This window comes from Calothrix sp. FACHB-168, assembly GCF_963889195.1.
GTDB lineage: Bacteria > Cyanobacteriota > Cyanobacteriia > Cyanobacteriales > Nostocaceae > Aulosira > Aulosira anomala_A.
In genome coordinates, this window is record NZ_CAWPNJ010000025.1 from 1 (window position 1) to 16,348 (window position 16,348).

At 40.3% G+C, this 16,348-nt stretch carries 17 protein-coding genes; 6 read left to right on the top strand and 11 right to left on the bottom strand.

Features of this window, described 5'->3' with window-relative positions:
- Nucleotides 1-258: 258 nt before the first annotated feature.
- Nucleotides 259-1,296: an agmatinase SpeB gene (gene speB, locus AACW45_RS15660; protein ID WP_190633476.1), complete on the bottom strand. Its 1,038-nt coding sequence runs from the start codon at nt 1,294-1,296 to the stop codon at nt 259-261.
- A 131-nt stretch (nt 1,297-1,427) separates the two neighbouring features.
- Between speB and AACW45_RS15665 the strand changes: the two genes are divergently transcribed.
- Together AACW45_RS15665 and AACW45_RS15670 are read left to right on the top strand one after the other, a co-directional pair.
- A complete protein-coding gene (locus AACW45_RS15665) occupies nt 1,428-1,493 on the top strand; it encodes a hypothetical protein (protein WP_242045678.1) in 66 nt (21 codons plus the stop codon).
- The gene (locus AACW45_RS15670) at nt 1,468-1,755 is read left to right on the top strand and encodes a hypothetical protein (protein WP_190633477.1); all 288 of its coding nucleotides are present in this window, start codon (nt 1,468-1,470) and stop codon (nt 1,753-1,755) included. The genes AACW45_RS15665 and AACW45_RS15670 overlap by 26 nt, the downstream gene beginning before the upstream one ends.
- A gap of 206 nt (nt 1,756-1,961) precedes the next feature.
- On the opposite strand, the gene AACW45_RS15675 is transcribed toward AACW45_RS15670, so the two are convergent.
- The 3 genes from AACW45_RS15675 to AACW45_RS15685 all read right to left on the bottom strand — a co-directional run bounded on the left by AACW45_RS15675 (nt 1,962) and on the right by AACW45_RS15685 (nt 5,726).
- The gene (locus tag AACW45_RS15675; protein WP_242045671.1) at nt 1,962-2,681 is read right to left on the bottom strand and encodes a sensor histidine kinase; all 720 of its coding nucleotides are present in this window, start codon (nt 2,679-2,681) and stop codon (nt 1,962-1,964) included.
- Nucleotides 2,682-3,797 carry a HAMP domain-containing protein gene (locus AACW45_RS15680; protein WP_242045672.1) on the bottom strand — a complete coding sequence of 372 codons (1,116 nt, stop codon included), beginning with the start codon at nt 3,795-3,797 and terminating at the stop codon, nt 2,682-2,684.
- A 156-nt stretch (nt 3,798-3,953) separates the two neighbouring features.
- Nucleotides 3,954-5,726 carry a M61 family metallopeptidase gene (locus AACW45_RS15685; RefSeq protein WP_190633478.1) on the bottom strand — a complete coding sequence of 591 codons (1,773 nt, stop codon included), beginning with the start codon at nt 5,724-5,726 and terminating at the stop codon, nt 3,954-3,956.
- Between the two features lie 572 nt (nt 5,727-6,298).
- Here AACW45_RS15685 and AACW45_RS15690 point away from each other — a divergent pair.
- Nucleotides 6,299-7,165 (top strand): RNA ligase family protein, encoded by an 867-nt coding sequence (locus AACW45_RS15690; RefSeq protein ID WP_242045673.1) that lies wholly within the window; start codon nt 6,299-6,301, stop codon nt 7,163-7,165.
- A 407-nt stretch (nt 7,166-7,572) separates the two neighbouring features.
- Here the strand turns inward: AACW45_RS15690 and AACW45_RS15695 are convergent, their stop codons facing one another.
- The 7 genes from AACW45_RS15695 to AACW45_RS15725 all read right to left on the bottom strand — a co-directional run bounded on the left by AACW45_RS15695 (nt 7,573) and on the right by AACW45_RS15725 (nt 13,689).
- Entirely contained in the window at nt 7,573-7,914 is a 342-nt protein-coding gene (locus tag AACW45_RS15695) for a cupin domain-containing protein (RefSeq protein WP_190633479.1), read from the bottom strand.
- Nucleotides 7,911-9,080: a zinc-dependent alcohol dehydrogenase gene (locus AACW45_RS15700; protein ID WP_190633480.1), complete on the bottom strand. Its 1,170-nt coding sequence runs from the start codon at nt 9,078-9,080 to the stop codon at nt 7,911-7,913. The genes AACW45_RS15695 and AACW45_RS15700 overlap by 4 nt, the downstream gene beginning before the upstream one ends.
- Before the next feature lie 318 nt (nt 9,081-9,398).
- The gene (locus tag AACW45_RS15705; protein ID WP_190633481.1) at nt 9,399-9,950 is read right to left on the bottom strand and encodes a hypothetical protein; all 552 of its coding nucleotides are present in this window, start codon (nt 9,948-9,950) and stop codon (nt 9,399-9,401) included.
- Nucleotides 9,951-9,979: 29 nt separating this feature from the next.
- Nucleotides 9,980-11,149, bottom strand: coding sequence for a zinc-dependent alcohol dehydrogenase (locus AACW45_RS15710; RefSeq protein WP_190633559.1), 1,170 nt, complete (start codon nt 11,147-11,149; stop codon nt 9,980-9,982).
- Between the two features lie 111 nt (nt 11,150-11,260).
- A complete protein-coding gene (locus AACW45_RS15715) occupies nt 11,261-11,959 on the bottom strand; it encodes an SRPBCC family protein (RefSeq protein WP_190633482.1) in 699 nt (232 codons plus the stop codon).
- Between the two features lie 145 nt (nt 11,960-12,104).
- Complete coding sequence (locus tag AACW45_RS15720; RefSeq protein ID WP_190633483.1) at nt 12,105-13,202, bottom strand: DJ-1/PfpI/YhbO family deglycase/protease; 1,098 nt, start codon at nt 13,200-13,202, stop codon at nt 12,105-12,107.
- A 97-nt stretch (nt 13,203-13,299) separates the two neighbouring features.
- The gene (locus AACW45_RS15725) at nt 13,300-13,689 is read right to left on the bottom strand and encodes a DUF2267 domain-containing protein (RefSeq protein WP_190633484.1); all 390 of its coding nucleotides are present in this window, start codon (nt 13,687-13,689) and stop codon (nt 13,300-13,302) included.
- 357 nt (nt 13,690-14,046) lie between these two features.
- Here AACW45_RS15725 and AACW45_RS15730 point away from each other — a divergent pair, with 357 nt between their 5' ends.
- The 3 genes from AACW45_RS15730 (at nt 14,047) to AACW45_RS15740 (ending at nt 15,872) form a co-directional block, all read left to right on the top strand.
- Complete coding sequence (locus tag AACW45_RS15730) at nt 14,047-14,442, top strand: DUF6335 family protein (protein WP_190633485.1); 396 nt, start codon at nt 14,047-14,049, stop codon at nt 14,440-14,442.
- Between the two features lie 170 nt (nt 14,443-14,612).
- On the top strand, nt 14,613-14,762 hold the full coding sequence (locus tag AACW45_RS15735) for a hypothetical protein (protein WP_190633486.1): 150 nt from the start codon (nt 14,613-14,615) through the stop codon (nt 14,760-14,762).
- Between the two features lie 357 nt (nt 14,763-15,119).
- Nucleotides 15,120-15,872 (top strand): biliverdin-producing heme oxygenase, encoded by a 753-nt coding sequence (locus AACW45_RS15740; protein WP_190546371.1) that lies wholly within the window; start codon nt 15,120-15,122, stop codon nt 15,870-15,872.
- Nucleotides 15,873-16,348 lie beyond the last annotated feature (476 nt).

Consider the following 16,348-nt stretch of genomic DNA (forward strand, 5'->3'; position numbering starts at 1 on the left):
AGGCTAATGTTGCACTAGTGAACCACAACCTCGTTTTGGAGTACCATTTGGGAAAATATCATACTTTCATGCTTGGTTGTGGGATTTTCCCGTGATTGACTGACTTGAAAGTGCTGAGTAATGAGTAATGAGTAATGAGTAATGAGTAATGAGTAATGAGTTAAGAGTAAATTAATTATCCCCCTCATCTCCCTTTCATGCATGGCGATGAAAATTTTTTCATCGGGACTGCCGTCTGCCGTCTGCCCTCTGCCTTCTTCAATGCCAAGATAAATCTAGGAAATTCGCCAATTTATAGACGATTCGCGCACCAACATTACCATCCCACTCAGCATCACCAACTTCGCAGACATCAAAGCCAATGATTTTTCTACCGCTTTTCACTACTTCCCGAAATAAACAAAAGGCTTGTTCTAACTCCAAACCACCGGGAACAGGAGTACCTGTACTCGGACAGAGTTTGGGATCTAAACCATCAACATCAAAGCTAATGTGGACGAATTCGGGTAAATGGCTGACAATTTCTTGGCACAAATCAATCCAAGTTATTCCCGAATAAAGTTTTTGTTTAATGGCTGGGTCGTAATAGGCGATAATGCGATCGCCTGATTCGTTAATCATTTGCACTTCATCATGGCAAATATCCCGCAAACCTACCTGCACTAACTTAGAAATTTGCGGTATTTTCATGGCGTTGAACATTATCGACGCATGGGAAAATTCAAACCCTTCATAGGCGTTACGTAAATCTGCGTGGGCGTCTAGGTGTAAAATGCCATAATTTTGATACTTAGCTGCTAAGGCTTGAAAGTAACCTAAAGGTGAACTATGATCGCCACCAATCACCGCCACTCGCTTACCATCATTGATTGCTTTCTGGCAATTTTCAAATAGCCATTGATTCACCTGCTGGGAAGCTTGATTAATTTCTGTAAGTACGGGTGTTAAATCTGGCTCGTCTGTCAGTGATTTCCCTTGGGCAAGGCGATCGATAATTTGGGCAGCTAAAGTCCGATAATATTCATTTTTCTCGATAATATCTTGGGAAATTTCCATCATAAAAATTCCCTGTTTCCAAGCATCAGGATGATCGAAATCAAACAAATCTAGTTGCGTAGATGCGTCTAAAATCTGCTGGGGGCCGTTGGCTGTACCTGCACCATAGGAAACCGTAACTTCCCAAGGTACGCCAAACACAATCAGGTTTGCAGACTCGTAATCGCCGGGTAAACCCAAAAGGTTACCGTTGATTTCACCTACGCCGCTAGGGTTGTAGTCTTGGAGGGGGTTAGTCATAACACCTGATGATGTGAAAAATACTAATAACTATATTAAAGATTTAGCCTTAATAGCTTAACGCTCTAGGGATGGGTTTTCAATGCTGCAATAAATTAGAAGTAACAGCAGATTAGGGAAAAGATATTGTTTTGGCATTCCACGAGCCGAAAATGCGGCAGTATACAGATTTTGCAGTCGAGTCAACACGAGTTTGAAGTACCTCAATACGAGTTTGAAGTACCTGAATACGACTTTGAAGTACCTCAATACGAGTTTGAAGTACCTCAACACGAGTTTGAAGTACCTCAATACGAGTTTGAAGTACCTCAATACGAGTTTGAAGTACCTCAATACGAGTTTGAAGTACCTCAATACGACTTTGAAGTACCTCAATACGACTCTGAGGTATATTTTGCTTTTATAGCAGTAACCACAATTGTTAGGACAGTTCTCTGTTCTTTTGAGATCAAAATATGATGTCTGATAAAAATAATCAGGTCGATATCAATAAATATCAGCTTTGAACAGCAAACTCAGAACAAATACCTAGTGGCGCGACAAGGCTAAAATAGTGCATTAATAAAACTCTTGTGGGATGGGCGTCTCGCCCGTCCTGGGCGGACAAGATGTCCACCCCACAAGAAAATTATATTGCAACATTTTCAGCTTGCCATGCCAGTAGGCTAAATACTGGTTTTTTCACTGACAAGGCAACTAGGGTATAAATTATGACTGTCTACGTCTGATGGTAACTGAATAGGCAGAGAAATCATAAATTCTGTACCCTTACCCACTTCAGATTTACAGGTTAGTTGTCCTTGGTGTTTTTCAACTACAATTTGATAACTAATAGAAAGTCCCATTCCTGTACCAATTCCTCTAGGTTTGGTGGTGAAGAAGGTTTCAAAGATTTTGGCTTGATTTTCCACAGGAATCCCGGAACCGTTATCAGCAATCCGCACCACTACCCAGTTATTGTCTTGACGTTCAGTTGCGATCGCAATTTTGGCTGCTTCTTGAGTGTTATCCTTTCCTTCCAATGCATCTAAAGCATTATTAATAATATTCATAAACACTTGATACAGTGAACCAGCAAAACCTTCAATGTTAGGAATATCGCCGTAGTTACGCTCAACTGTAATACCTTTTTTGATGCGATTATTGAGAATTAGTAATGTACTATCAATACATTCATGTAAATTTACCGCATGGGCTTCGGCTTCTTCCAAACGGGAGAAATTCTTTAAACTCAAGACAATTTGACGCACGCGATCGGCACCAAATTTCATTGAATGTAACAGTTTTGGTAAATCTTCAGTGACAAATTCCGCATCAATTTCAGTCGCATAATCTGCAACTGCTACTGGTGTATTTGCTACTTCTTCTTGATAAATTCGCAGCAATTATAATAAATCTTCTACATGCTCAATCGCAGGTGTTAAATTACCATAAATAAAATTCACCGGATTATTAATTTCGTGAGCAACGCCAGCTAACATTCTGCCTAAGCTAGACATTTTCTCACTTTGAATTAATTGAGTTTCTTGTAATTGTTGCTGACGCAAAGCCGCCATTTTTTGTTCTTCTAAAAGGCTTTTGACTCGTTGTAAAACTTGGTTAAAAGCATCCCCCAAAATACCAATTTCATCTGTGGTGGTGACAGGCGTTTGCAAATCAAAGTTAGATTCTTGGGTCACTCGCTGGGCTATACTGGTGAGTGCTTGCACAGGGCGAGTAATAGTGTGACTAGTTAATAGGGCTAACAAAGTGGCGATCGCAGCTGATAGCAAGATACTACTAACTATAATTTTAATGCGGATTTGCTCGGCTAATTGAAATTGATTTGTGGCTATTTTTAAGTCTTCATAACCAGCATTAATAACTTCTACCAAATTATCGGATATTCCATCAAATGTCAGGGTTAATTCACTATTAGTAAACTTTAATAATTTTTGTTGTGCTGTGGCGATTTTTTCTGCTGTTAATGGCGATAAATCCAGTTCTTTAAGGATTATTGCTAGTTCCTGAAGATAAGCTTGTGGGACACCATGATAAGTTTGTAGTAGCTGAGGAATATTATCGGTATGCTTTTCTTTCTGATAATCAGCCGTTTTGATATAAGTTTGCAGTTCTGACCAAACTTGCTGAATCTCCGGCGTATGCTTATCAGTAATATGACTATATTCTTCCTGATACAGTTCTGGATTCGCTACCAAGGGAATGAGTTGTTGTTGATGGGTGCGAGTTTGCAGGATACTTGCTTGCAAACGCTGGAGCATATTAATTTCTTTAAAGGCATTTTCCTCCTGTTTAAACGCCTGTTGCTGATAGCGATCGCCTAATATTAAGCCTATTGTAGTGCCAAAAATTCCCACCCCAAGCGCGATCGCATAGCCAAATTTAATTTTGTTACCAATACTCAACCTATTGAAAATCTGCAAGAACCACTTTGTTCCGGGTAAGGTAAGAGTCTTATTAAATACGGGTGATACATTTGAACCTTTATTTTGGAAAGTCATAAAAACCTTCAAAAGTCAACTTAATCTTAGAGTTCCCGATTGCTGTGACAAAATTGCAGAACTCTAAACTGGACTTTTGATAGGATAGTAAATATTACTAGAGGGGTTTAGCAATGCTAAACCCACTAATGAGAATTGATGGTGACGCAACGAGTACTAATGTGTTGTACCCAACCAACCAGCTAAGTTTTCTTGCTGAACTGAATCGGGATTACTGACTAAAATTACTTGATAGCGTGTCGCCCGTGGTTCAGCTAAAGTGACATGAACAGAACGGAGTAAGTCTTGATGGAAAACTGTGACTTGAATGATATCTTTAGGCTGGAAATCTTTGAGGCGATCGCTTAAATTATTTGCTGTCACCTTAATTCCATTTATAGCCAGTAACTCATCACCTGGATCGATTCCGGCTTTTTGTGCAGGCGAAGCAGTTTCTACAAACTTGATCGTCTCCCGTCCATTTTCAGTTGCTACCTTTATACCTAAGAAAGGTTCTTCATCAGCATCACCCAGCAATTGTAAGCCAAAAGGTGCTAAATATTCATTAAAAGGTAACTCTTCTGTACCGTGAAGATAACGTTGAAAGAAATCACTTAAATTCATTCCCGCTACCGATTCAATTACAGCTTGCAATTGTTCAGGAGTAAAACCAATTTCGGCTTTACCAAATTGCTGCCACATTTGCCGCATCACATCATTTAAAGAACGTTGATTGCGATGTTTAGCACGAATTAATAAATCTAGTAGCAACGAAACCATCGCCCCTTTCAAATAATAAGAAATTTGCGAATTGGCACTATTAGCATCTGGGCGATAAAGTTTAATCCAAGCATCAAAACTCGACTCAGCTAATGGCTGTACTTTTCGCCCTGGTGTTGTTAGAAAGCGGCTGATTTCCTTACTCAGGTGATTTAAATATGATTTACTATCATAAATTCCTGCCCATAAAGGAATGAGTAAATCATAATGACTGGTAGTACCTTCACAGAACCACAAAGACGGAGTATAGTTTTCTTGGTCGTAATCAAACACCTCTAAAGCTTGAGGACGAATGCGCTTCACATTCCATAAGTGAAAGAATTCATGAGCGACTAATTGCATAAAGCGCTCGTATTTATCTTGACTGCGAAAGCCAAATCTTTGATAAATTAAAGAGCAGCTATTTTTATGCTCTAAACCACCATAAGCTTGATGGAATAAATGCAGCAGAAACACATATCTGTCATAGGGTAACCCGCCAAACATTTGTGCTTCTACTTCGATAATTTTTTGGATATCCGCGATCGCACTTTGGGGGTGAATATTTCCCTGTCCCCAAATCGCTAATTCATGGCGTTTCCCCAACACATCAAACTGATATAAATTGTGGCTACCAATTTCAAAGGGACTATCAACTAAGGTATCAAAATCAGCAGCGTAAAAAGTATTCTCTCCTTGCTTATCTGCTGGTAAACCTGTAGTTACTTGCCATTGGGGATGGGGAGGTACAATAGTTACGCGAATGGGTTGCTGTTCCCAACCTGGTAATCTAAAAAACAATGCTGCACCGTTAAAATAACCATGTGAGATATCTAAATGATTTGTCCTTACTGATAAATCATTCGCAAATACACGGTAACTAATTGTTATTTGGGAAACATTGCCTTTTTCTACCTGCCAATGATTTTTACTTTTTTTCCACCAATGTAATGGTTTACCATCAGCAAAAGCAGTAAAATCTTGGATATTTTTAGCGTATTCTCGTACTAAGTAAGAGCCTGGTGTCCAAACCGGAAATTTTAAATCAACAATCGCCGTCGGGTAGTCTACAAGCTGCAAAGTTACCTCAAACAGATGAGTTTCTGGATGAGGCATTGCCACCTGATAATGTATAGTTGGTAGGCGTTCTTGAATGCGGCTATTGAGAGGAGGAGCAGTTACTTCAGTCATCTTCAGTCCTAAATTGCGAGAACAGATTGATAGATAAATCTTAAGTCTTTAGCATCAGCTTAACGCACCATTTATGCTGATGTGTTACAGCTTAAGAATTTGCGAAATAGATTTCAACTTAACTGTTGAGTTAGTCCGATCCAGTTTCCGGAAACATTGCCCAAGCCGGTGAAGTATAATTATTAGAAAAATACTACCATTGGAAAACTACGGTAAAGGCATATGTAGCCCCTCATCTCAATCAAAATTTAATTTAATGGCGAATGGTAGCAAGTCTTAGGGAACTCCAAAAAATAAATTATTTCGCTTGATGTTGTTGACTGTTGACTGTTGACTGTTGACTGTTGACTGTTGACTGTGAACAATACCAAGAGAATATTTTTACTTGGAAGTCCCTGATATATCAAGTATCTATGATTGGTGTCATTAGTTTTGGTGTGTTAATAATTAGCATTGTATTACTGCTAAATCAAGGGCTGAAGTCCTGACTACAAATTTATTTACATCAGAAAAATAATGACATCAAGTATTTAAAAAACTTGCTGATTCTTTGCGATTCGTCACAAATTTATTTGATTGCAGTTATTGCAGAAGGTAGAAGGGAATTCCTCAGAATAAATCTGCCTTATTTCCGTCACCAAGGTAGAAAAGTCATGGAACAAATTTATAAATATCCGCGTACCCCTCATATCCAAGGTTCGCGATCGCAGCCTGGGGATGAAGACCTCGATTGTATCCCCTTTGATGCCCTCAAGGAACAGTATGTAGTCATTGAAGAAAAAGTTGATGGTGCCAATACAGCAATTAGCTTTACACCTAACGGACAAATCCGCCTGCAAAGTCGCGGACATTATTTAACAGGTGGATTGCGCGAAAAGCACTTTAACTTATTTAAACAATGGGCACATACTCACGCCAGTGCATTTTGGCAAGTATTGGGAAGTCGTTATATTCTCTATGGTGAATGGCTATACGCCAAGCACACAGTATTTTATGATGCCTTACCCCATTACTTTTTAGAATACGATGTGCTGGATTTACAGCAGCAAGTATTTCTCAGCACTAAAAGCCGTCAGCAATTACTCAGTGGATTACCTTTAGTTTCCGTACCCATTCTCTTTACTGGAAAGGTGCAATCTTACCAGCAAATAATTACTTTGGTAGGTAATTCCCATTATCAAACCAGCGCATATTTGCAAAACTTCCGCGAAACTTGCCAAGCACAAGGACTTGATGTGCAACGTTCCTTGAAACAAACCGATCAAAGTTCTTTAATGGAAGGTTTATACATCAAAGTGGAACCTGAAGATACTGTAATTGCTAGGTATAAATATGTGCGTTCCAGCTTTTTAACTACTATCCAACAATCAGATGGGCATTGGCTGAATCGCCCAATTATACCGAATATCCTGCGTGCTGATGTGGATTTATTTAATTAGGGCATGGGGCATTGGGCATTATACAGAGACGCGATGTACCCTTGTGCAGACAATGTAATTTCTGTCTTGCTTTACCCCTCTAGGAAACTAATTAAACCTCGTCCATTTTGAAACCAGGAGTAGTGCGGGCAGCGTTCGACTGAGCGCTCACGCCGAAGTCTTGCCCGCTACTACCACCAGGGAGCAAGATGCTCCCACTACTTTTAAAACTATGGTTCTAAAAATAGATGTGGTTTAAAACTAATGTATCCATCAGCCCCCAGCCAGATAAACACATTACAAAAAATCATGATATTTAGAACCATAGATACAAACAAAAAAATACCGATAAATATAGTCAATTTATCGGTGTACTTCTGTGTTGATTTGCCTTTATAAGAAGTAGAAACAGGTAGAACAGTTAAACTTTAATTTTCATCTCTTCCATGCACTTGCGCAGGCGGACTCGTCGCTTCAACGGCGGTAAAGGATTCGAGAATTTTATATGTGTGGTTTGCACCTTTAGGAACCACCCAAGAATCCCCTGGTTCTAACAAAATTGTTTGTCCTTCAAGATGTAACTCAGCGCGACCGTTAATTACATAGCCGACTGTTTCATAATCGCGGGAAGTTGGCGGTTTATCTTCGCTTGGTTGTTCATTTTCCCAAAGACGCATGGCGAGAGTCTTACCAGATGCAAGATATTTCTGACCGAGTTTACCTTTAGGAGAATGGGTAGAGTCTACTTTTTTAACGCTAGTGTCACTCATGGTTTTAGTACAACTTTGATACAGTTATCTTTTTTGTGTTTAAAAATTTCGTAGCCGTGAGGCGCTTGTTCTAGAGGTAGGCTGTGGGTGATGATAAACGAGGGATCGATATCACCGTTTTGGATATGTTCTAATAAGGGTTTTACGTATCTATGAACGTGAGTCTGTCCCATTTTGAAAGTTAGACCCTTATTCATCGCCGCACCCATCGGTATTTTGTCTAAAAAGCCGCCGTAAACTCCGGGGATAGAGAGGTGACCGCCTTTACCACAAGCGACTATTGCTTGTCTTAAAGCTGTGGGTCGGTCTGTTTCTAGACGGACAGCTTGCTTCACCTTGTCGTACACCGCCATTGCGTCTGTACCATGTGCTTCCATCCCTACCGCATCAATACAGGAGTCGGGGCCCCGACCGCCGGTCATTTCTTTAAGTGCCTCACCGACATCTAATTCTTCGTAGTTGAGAATTTCGGCTTTACCGTACTCTTTAGCCATTTGCAAACGTTCGGGGATGCGGTCGATGGCGATAACTCTTTCTGCACCCAACATATAGGCGCTTCGGATGGCGAATTGTCCGACAGGGCCACAACCCCAGACAGCAACAATATCACCGGGTTTGATGTTGCAGTTTTCCGCCGCCATGTAGCCTGTGGGGAAAATATCAGTCAAAAATAGTACTTGCTCATCCGTTAAACCATCAGGTATTTTGAACAAGCCAACATCGGCAAAAGGCACTCTGGCGTATTCTGCTTGACCGCCAGCGTAACCGCCCAATAAATGAGAGTAGCCAAATAGACCTGATGGAGAGTAGCCCATTTGCTTTTCTGCTAACCAACCATTGGGGTTAGAGTTATCGCACAAAGACCACAAATCACGCTGACAGAAGAAGCAAGAACCACAAGAAATAGTGAAGGGAACGACGACGCGATCGCCTATTTTTACATGTTTAACACTGCTACCCAGTTCAACGACTTCTCCCATAAATTCATGCCCAAGGATATCACCTTTTTGCATTGTGGGAATATAGCCATTGTAAAGGTGCAAATCAGAACCACAAATTGCTGTAGAAGTGATTTTGATAATTGCATCACGGGGGTTAATCAGTTTGGGATCGGGAACTGTATCCACCCGTACATCATTGGCTCCATGCCAACAAACTGCTTTCATAATTATTAATCCTTAGGCTTGAATTTTTTTCGGCTTTGGCACAATTAATATTTTGATTTACGGCAATTGCTACCAATTATTTGTGATGCTACCCTAAACTCTCTTCTTCTCTTCTTCCTTGGCGTCTTGGCGTTCTTGGCGGTGCAATTTTTATATATAAAATGAACCGCCAAGACGCCAAGAGCGCCAAGAGAAAAGAGTCAATTATTAACTTAAGTGCAAGTTTAGAGAGAATTGGTATCAGTTTTATTAGTCAGAAAAATGCTGACAATATATTTTGAAGATTTTAAGGTGGGCATTGCCCACCCTACAATACCTCTAATTATTCCGAGAGCTAGAATTAATGACTTCTCCTACTTTGCTTTTTACGGAATGTAAAAAGTCTTTTGTCGCGCGAGGAGTGTCTTCATCTAAGTTGAGCTTTTCGCGAATATTATCAGCAGCGTTGCTGAGTTTATTGCGGCTATTTTCAATTTGGCTATTGTCAGGAGTACCTTTGTAGTAGATACCTTCGGGGGTTCTTACTGTTTCACCAATATTACTATTGCTGCTATTGGAGCCATAGCCAGATTTCGTATCGCCATAATAACCGCGATCGCTATTAAAATTACCTCTAACATTATCACCAGAATTTGGCTTTAATGTATCTATAGCTTTATCCAACAGATTCTTGCCACTGCTGTTATTACCAACATTATCAGGAGTACCTTTATAATAAATACCCTCTGGTGTTTTCACGGTGTCGGCTTGAGCTAGCATTCCATTACTGTAGCCGAAACTTTGCATTCCTAAAAATGCTAAACTCAGCATTAAAACTACTATTATCCGGCGCACAATTACCTTTTGTAACCAAGAAAATACACGTACCATAGATATCCTCCGTAAGATGAAAATTGAAATCAGGGTTTGAGAACAACTTTGATGCAGTTGTCCTTTTTCTGTTGAAAAATCTCGTAACCGTAGGGTGCTTGTTCTAGCGGTAATTTATGGGTAACAACAAATGAGGGGTCGAGTTTTCCATCCAGAATCATGTTGAGTAACAAATGCATATATTTCTGTCCATGCATTTGTCCCATTCTGAAGGTTAAAGCCTTGTTGATAGCAGCACCAAAGGGCATTTTGTCTACGAATCCACCGTAAACACCCATAATGGAAAGAGTGCCACCTTTACGTGCAGCTACCATCATTTGTCTTAGTACATGGGGACGGTCGGTTTCTAATTTCAGCTTTTGTTTTGTCTGATCGTAGAAGTCTTCTAAACCAACACCATGCGCTTCTAAACCTACTGCATCAATGCAAGCATCGGGGCCACGGCCACCAGTCATCTCTTTCAACGCTTCGCCAGCATCAACATCTTCGTAGTTGATTGTTTCTGCTTTGGCAAACTTTCTCGCCATTTCTAGACGTTCGGGAAAGCGATCGATCGCAATCACTCTTTCTGCACCCATCATATAGGCGCTAATCATGGCAAACTGTCCGACAGCACCGCAACCCCATACGGCTACGGTATCGCCTGGTTGAATATCACAAAATTCGGCTCCCATATAACCGGTGGGAATAGCGTCGGAGATAAATAGCAACATCTCGTCCGGTAATTCGGGTGGAACTTTGACAACACCCACATCCGCAAAAGGTACGCGCACATATTCTGCTTGTGCGCCTGCGTAACCACCTAATAGATGGGAGTAGCCGTAAATTGCTGAGGTAATATTGCCGTATAATTTTTCTTCCATCCAACCCTTGGGATTGGAATTATCGCACAGCGACCACATATCACGCTGGCAATAATTACAATAACCACAACCAATTGTTGAAGGAACTACGACGCGATCGCCTATTTTTAAATTATCAACTCCCCTACCTACATCTACCACTTCTCCCATAAATTCGTGACCGATAATGTCACCTTTTTGCATTGTGGGAATATAGCCACCGTAGATATGTAAATCTGAACCACAAATAGCTGTGGAAGTAATTTTGATAATAGCGTCGCGAGGGTTAAGAATTTTCGGATCGGGAACTGTCTCTACCCGGACATCGTTGGCTCCATGCCAGCAAACTGCTTTCATAGTTATTAGTCCATAGTCAATGGTCATTTGTCAATGGTCATTAGTCATTGGTCATTGGTCATTGGTGTCTCTTACAAATGACAAATGACAAATGACAAATGACAAACCCGACTATTGGCGTCCTGTAGGTTGACCTTCTGTGGTGGCGATTTCTCCGGCTTCCATGAGCATTTTGAAGCGGCGTAAATCATCGCCAATTTGTTGTTCTGGTTCTTCACCGAAAAGTTTAGCAATGGCAGCACTTAACTGACCGCCAGGAATGTTATATTCTAGAACTACCTTGACTTCTGTACCTCTTTTACCGGGTGCTGGTTGAAAGCGGACAAAACCAGAATTATCTACATCTGCACCTTCCACCGAAGCCCAAGAAATTAATTGATTTTCCCGGTCTTCTAAAATGTCTGCATCCCATTCCACACTGTTACCCAAGGGTGCATTCGCAATCCAATGGGAACGTTTTGCGTCGTAAACTTTCACAGATTTGAGATGCTTCATAAATGTCGGTAGATTCTCAAAGTTGTGCCAAAAACGGTACAGTTCCTCTACAGGCTTATTAATAGTTACCGTCTTTTCAACTTTGATAGGTTTATTCATCCCTACGGCTTCCTGTGCTTGCTGAATCGTGCTTTGTTTGGTAACACCTTGATATATCAGACCCCCACCAGCCAAAGCTGTGAGTGCGCCGCGTAACGAGCCTTGTTTCAAACCCATCAGCACCATAGCGCCGCCACCAATTAAAGAAGCCCAACGTTCAGTTTCACTGGCTTCACCTTGATTGGTGTTTGTTCTATCTCCTGGTGTCGCAGTCACTTTTTTTTCTCCCGATTACAGTACAATGACCAGTGAAGGCGCAAAGACTCTCTTCTTCTCTCTCTGTGTTCTTTGCGCTACGGACACTTCCCTATTTGGGAAAATTCCAGCATGGAAGTGTCCTCTTCTAAGGTTGTCAAACAAATTACATCGCTGTAGCCGCACCTGTGGTAGGTTTGGGCGGTTTGACTTCAGCGTTGACAAAGCGACGATATAGGGTGACTAATCGCTGTTCGCAGCTTAATAAATCTTGGTGAATTTGTTTGAAAATTGCTGTAGCTACAGGATCGGTAAATTGGGCGCACAAGTTACCAATATCGCCAATTCCTGTTTGCAAATCGCCTAAAGCGGAGCGTATTTGATATACGTCATCGCTACCAGTGAAGCTGGTTTTTACCTTGGCGTATTGTTCGGCAATATTTGCAGCTAAGGAAGGTTTTTCACCTAATCTATCAAGGTAAGATTCCAGTTTTTGGATATGGTGCTGTTTAGTTGCAATTAGTTCTTGAAAAATGGATCTGGCGTCTGTATTTGATTCTTTTTCGAGATATTTTTCTAATGCTTCTAAGGAATAACGTTCGCCAGCTAAAGCCGTATTCAAACCTTTAACGATATCACCTTTAGTAGAGCCACCCCAAGCATCAGCGAGTTTCCACCATTCAGCAGATGTATCGGTTTCTTTGGGTAAAGCTGCGTCTTTTCCACCGTAACCCAAACGGCTGAGGATAGCTGTGGTGAAGATTGCTAAATCCCCAGGTTCGCGGGAAGTAATCAAATTACTATCAACTACTAGCGCTTCATCTATATAGTTTGCACCAGCATTGATAATATCTTTGCGAATTGCACTAAAACCAGTGATGCGTTTACCTTTGAGTAAATCGCCTTCAATCAAAAGTTGCGGCCCGTGACAGACAGCTGCTACTAATTTTCCTTGTTGTACAGCTTCTTGTACAAACCTGACTGTATTTGGGTTACGGCGCATTTTATCGGGAGCCATACCGCCAGGAATGATCACTGCGTCATATTCAGCTGCGATCGCTTCTGTAGTGGTAGCATCAGCTTGAGTGCTAAGTTTACCTTGCTTACCCTTATATTTCTCATTCATCCGGGAACCAAGGATTACTACCTCCATTCCCGCTTGTTTTAAGCCGTTATAAGGTACAGTAAATTCTGCATCTTCAACGTTATTTTCGATGAGAATCGCAACTTTCTTTTTACCTGAATGACTGTTATGATGTACCATCTGATTTTTCCTAATTAAAATAGTCAACTAATTTGGTAATTCATTTCCTAAAAAATGGCGGCATAATCCTTACCCGCATTCAGCGAAGAATTATTTACTATGTCGTAGGTGCGATAGTAAACATTTCTTCGTAATCGTGAGAGAAATGGCTGTGAAAAGCCGTAAATATTTCTGGTGGAACTGCATTTTGCAAAATTGCAAACACAGCCCGCACATGATTCACCGCCGTTACTGGATCGATATTTTCTTTTTGACTTGTACGAGCTATAAACTCTTGGAGATTAAAGTATTTAGCAGACTCTTGCTCACATGCTTTGAGATAGTTACGTAGTTCATCAGGTAAATGTGCAACTAATTTTTTGGCTTCATCAGATCCAATTCGTTCTGCAATTGTTTCTATTGTCGCCAGAGTAGCAAGTTCTGCTTCTGCGCGCGAGGTTGATTGGGCTAGGCTTTGTACGTGGGTAATAAACTCGCTGTATTCCACTTTCTACCTCCGAGGTTTCCCAATAAATGCTGTAATTAGCATTTAGGTAGTTGAAAGCAATCATCATATTTAAAAAATCTTCATTGCACAGACTGTTAATTTTCTTGAATAAAATATCAGTTATGAACAATAAATCGTTAAGCAAAATAGTTTGTTTATTAACTTATTGCCCATAACTAATAATTTCAACTACACGGGGTTTGACCATGAATTCATATTTACCAGATTATTGTTCAAATACTAAATTATCGTCGTTCTCAGGGGATAGATTGTTTTCTTTCTAAAGTAATACATCTCTAGTTAGACCAGCTTTTTTACAGAAAAGGTTATGGTGAAGATGCCCTAAATTTGAGAATTATGTCAGACAATAATCAACAACAAATCAACACTGAAGATTTACCCCAAGCCATTACTGAATCCTACGGCACTGGTGTCAAAGACCTACCCGGATACAATATCGGTGGGCGTTCTATGCAAGCAGAACGGCGCGAGTATACAGAAACTAGTCCCGAACTCACTGGTGGGGATGTTGATGCTTATTGGGAAGATGCTGATGCAGTTGGTGATGAAGCTGTGGGTGGTACTGCGCCAACTCCCGATCAAAATGTGACTGAAGAATTAGAAGCAGCCGTTGGGCTAGAAATGGACGATCGCTCATTTCTGCGCACTAACGATATCTTAGAAGAGCGTGACGATCGCCGTTGGGAATTAGACCCCAAGTCTTCTGAAGATTATACAGACAGACGAGAGTAAGAAGCTAAAAATAATACTTATTCTCTAATTTAAAATATCTGGATATCAATGCACAATGCTTATTGTGCATGATTTTTTAATTTTAAAGCCGTATATTTACTTTATTTAGATTTCAAAAAAATCACATACCTCGTAGGGGTGGGGAAACCCCACCCTTAATTGTGAGTGCGATGGCTCATCAGGTATTTTTATATTGGCAGGCGATCGCCCATAGTATAGTTGGAATAGAAATCAACAAAGCTGGTCTAAATTCTCTAGATTTAAGCTATGCTAAAATCAGTTATGCATTTTCTCTGTTAAGCAATCTAACATTAGGTTAATCTCTGTAAAGCCCTCGCAAGATAAATTGCCAATGCTCACCGAAAATCAATGAAGCGCCAAGCTTGTCAAAGCAACAGCGCGGTGTTCTCCACAAATCATTGTCTCGGTTCAAGTTATAAAGCTAATCTCGGCTGAAATCCTCAAAGCCAGCCAAGACAGGTTTTATCGCAAAGGTAAGAACGCTCTAGGGATAAGTTTTCATCTGCTAATAATCTGGCGTAATCCTGACTACCGTTCAATTCTGAGATTCTTGGTAAGTTTTACCAACCTCAGGTTAATTTTTGAAAAGTTTAGTTTATTTAATTATCTATATAGCCATAAAGTTATATAGGTAATTGAGAAGTTAGGAATTGACTATGAGTACCGATCTAGCAAGCAAGTTACGGGAAGGAACCAAACATTCCCATACAATGGCGGAAAATACAGCGTTTATGAAATGTTTCCTCAAAGGGATTGTAGAAAGAGAACCCTTTCGGAAACTCATTGCGAACTTGTATTTAGTTTATAGTGCCCTAGAAGAACAGCTTCAGCGTTATAGTACTCATCCTGTAGTCAGTTTGATTTATTTTCCCATATTGAACCGTAAAGCCAATTTAGAGAAAGACTTGGTTTTTTACTACGGTGAAAACTGGCGCGAGCAAATTTCAGCACTAGAAGCAGGTAAAGTTTATGTAGAGCGAATTAATGAAGTCGCTAACACCGAACCTGCATTATTAGTTGCTCATGCTTATGTGCGCTACATGGGAGATTTATCTGGCGGACAAAGTTTGAAAAAAATTATCCGTTCTGCTCTAGATTTACCAGCAAATGAAGGAACTGGACTTCATGAATTTGAGCAATTACCTTCAGTTGAAGCTATCAGAGCATTTAAAGGACAATATCGCGATGCTTTGAATGCATTACCTGTAGATGATGCTTTAGCGGAGAAAATCATCGCCGAAGCTAACTATGCATTTGAACTCAATCGCAATGTTGTTCATGAATTAGAAGCAGATGTCAAAGCTGCTATTGGGGATCACGTTTTTGATTTGATTACCCGTCAAGATTTACCCGGTAGCACCGAACGTTCACCTGGTAATAATGCAGTCAGACTCGTAGCGGCTGAATAAGCAGCAACCATGAAAATTACAATTTAGTTAAACTCCAGATTTGGCGTTGCTGAATATGAGTATGAAATGCAAGCATTAAATATTTCAAACTCTTATTCTCTCTAGTACCGCTACGCGAAAGTCAAAAGTCAAAAGTCAAAAGTCAAAAAGTTAATATATTAAGGCTTGTGACTGTTTGAAATAGTAGCTTTATTTACGCCGTGTTGTACTAGCTCTGCGTCTAGCAAATAGTCCTAATTCATACTTATTCGCAGCAACGCCTTGATTTTACCTGAATTTTGTAAATCTTTCTCGTGTGGCTATCTTGACTCTACAAATTAGATAACTGCACTCATAAAATATGACATAAATTTTCTGCAATACGAACCAGTTGCTAGTTATCTCTGACTGGAAATATGGTGATGAGGGCACAAATAATAAATAACAATAACAACTGACAACTGACAACTGACAACTGACATTAAATCATTTAAGGT

Bases quoted from the DNA above. Each gene is read 5' to 3' on its own strand.
- speB (WP_190633476.1), bottom strand. From the start codon at position 1,296: ATGACTAACCCCCTCCAAGACTACAACCCTAGCGGCGTAGGTGAAATC.
- AACW45_RS15735 (WP_190633486.1), top strand. From the start codon at position 14,613: ATGGCTCATCAGGTATTTTTATATTGGCAGGCGATCGCCCATAGTATA.
- AACW45_RS15705 (WP_190633481.1), bottom strand. From the start codon at position 9,950: ATGGTACGTGTATTTTCTTGGTTACAAAAGGTAATTGTGCGCCGGATA.
- AACW45_RS15685 (WP_190633478.1), bottom strand. From the start codon at position 5,726: ATGACTGAAGTAACTGCTCCTCCTCTCAATAGCCGCATTCAAGAACGC.
- AACW45_RS15730 (WP_190633485.1), top strand. From the start codon at position 14,047: ATGTCAGACAATAATCAACAACAAATCAACACTGAAGATTTACCCCAA.
- AACW45_RS15680 (WP_242045672.1), bottom strand. From the start codon at position 3,797: ATGACTTTCCAAAATAAAGGTTCAAATGTATCACCCGTATTTAATAAG.
- AACW45_RS15720 (WP_190633483.1), bottom strand. From the start codon at position 13,202: ATGGTACATCATAACAGTCATTCAGGTAAAAAGAAAGTTGCGATTCTC.
- AACW45_RS15695 (WP_190633479.1), bottom strand. From the start codon at position 7,914: ATGAGTGACACTAGCGTTAAAAAAGTAGACTCTACCCATTCTCCTAAA.
- AACW45_RS15740 (WP_190546371.1), top strand. From the start codon at position 15,120: ATGAGTACCGATCTAGCAAGCAAGTTACGGGAAGGAACCAAACATTCC.
- AACW45_RS15700 (WP_190633480.1), bottom strand. From the start codon at position 9,080: ATGAAAGCAGTTTGTTGGCATGGAGCCAATGATGTACGGGTGGATACA.
- AACW45_RS15710 (WP_190633559.1), bottom strand. From the start codon at position 11,149: ATGAAAGCAGTTTGCTGGCATGGAGCCAACGATGTCCGGGTAGAGACA.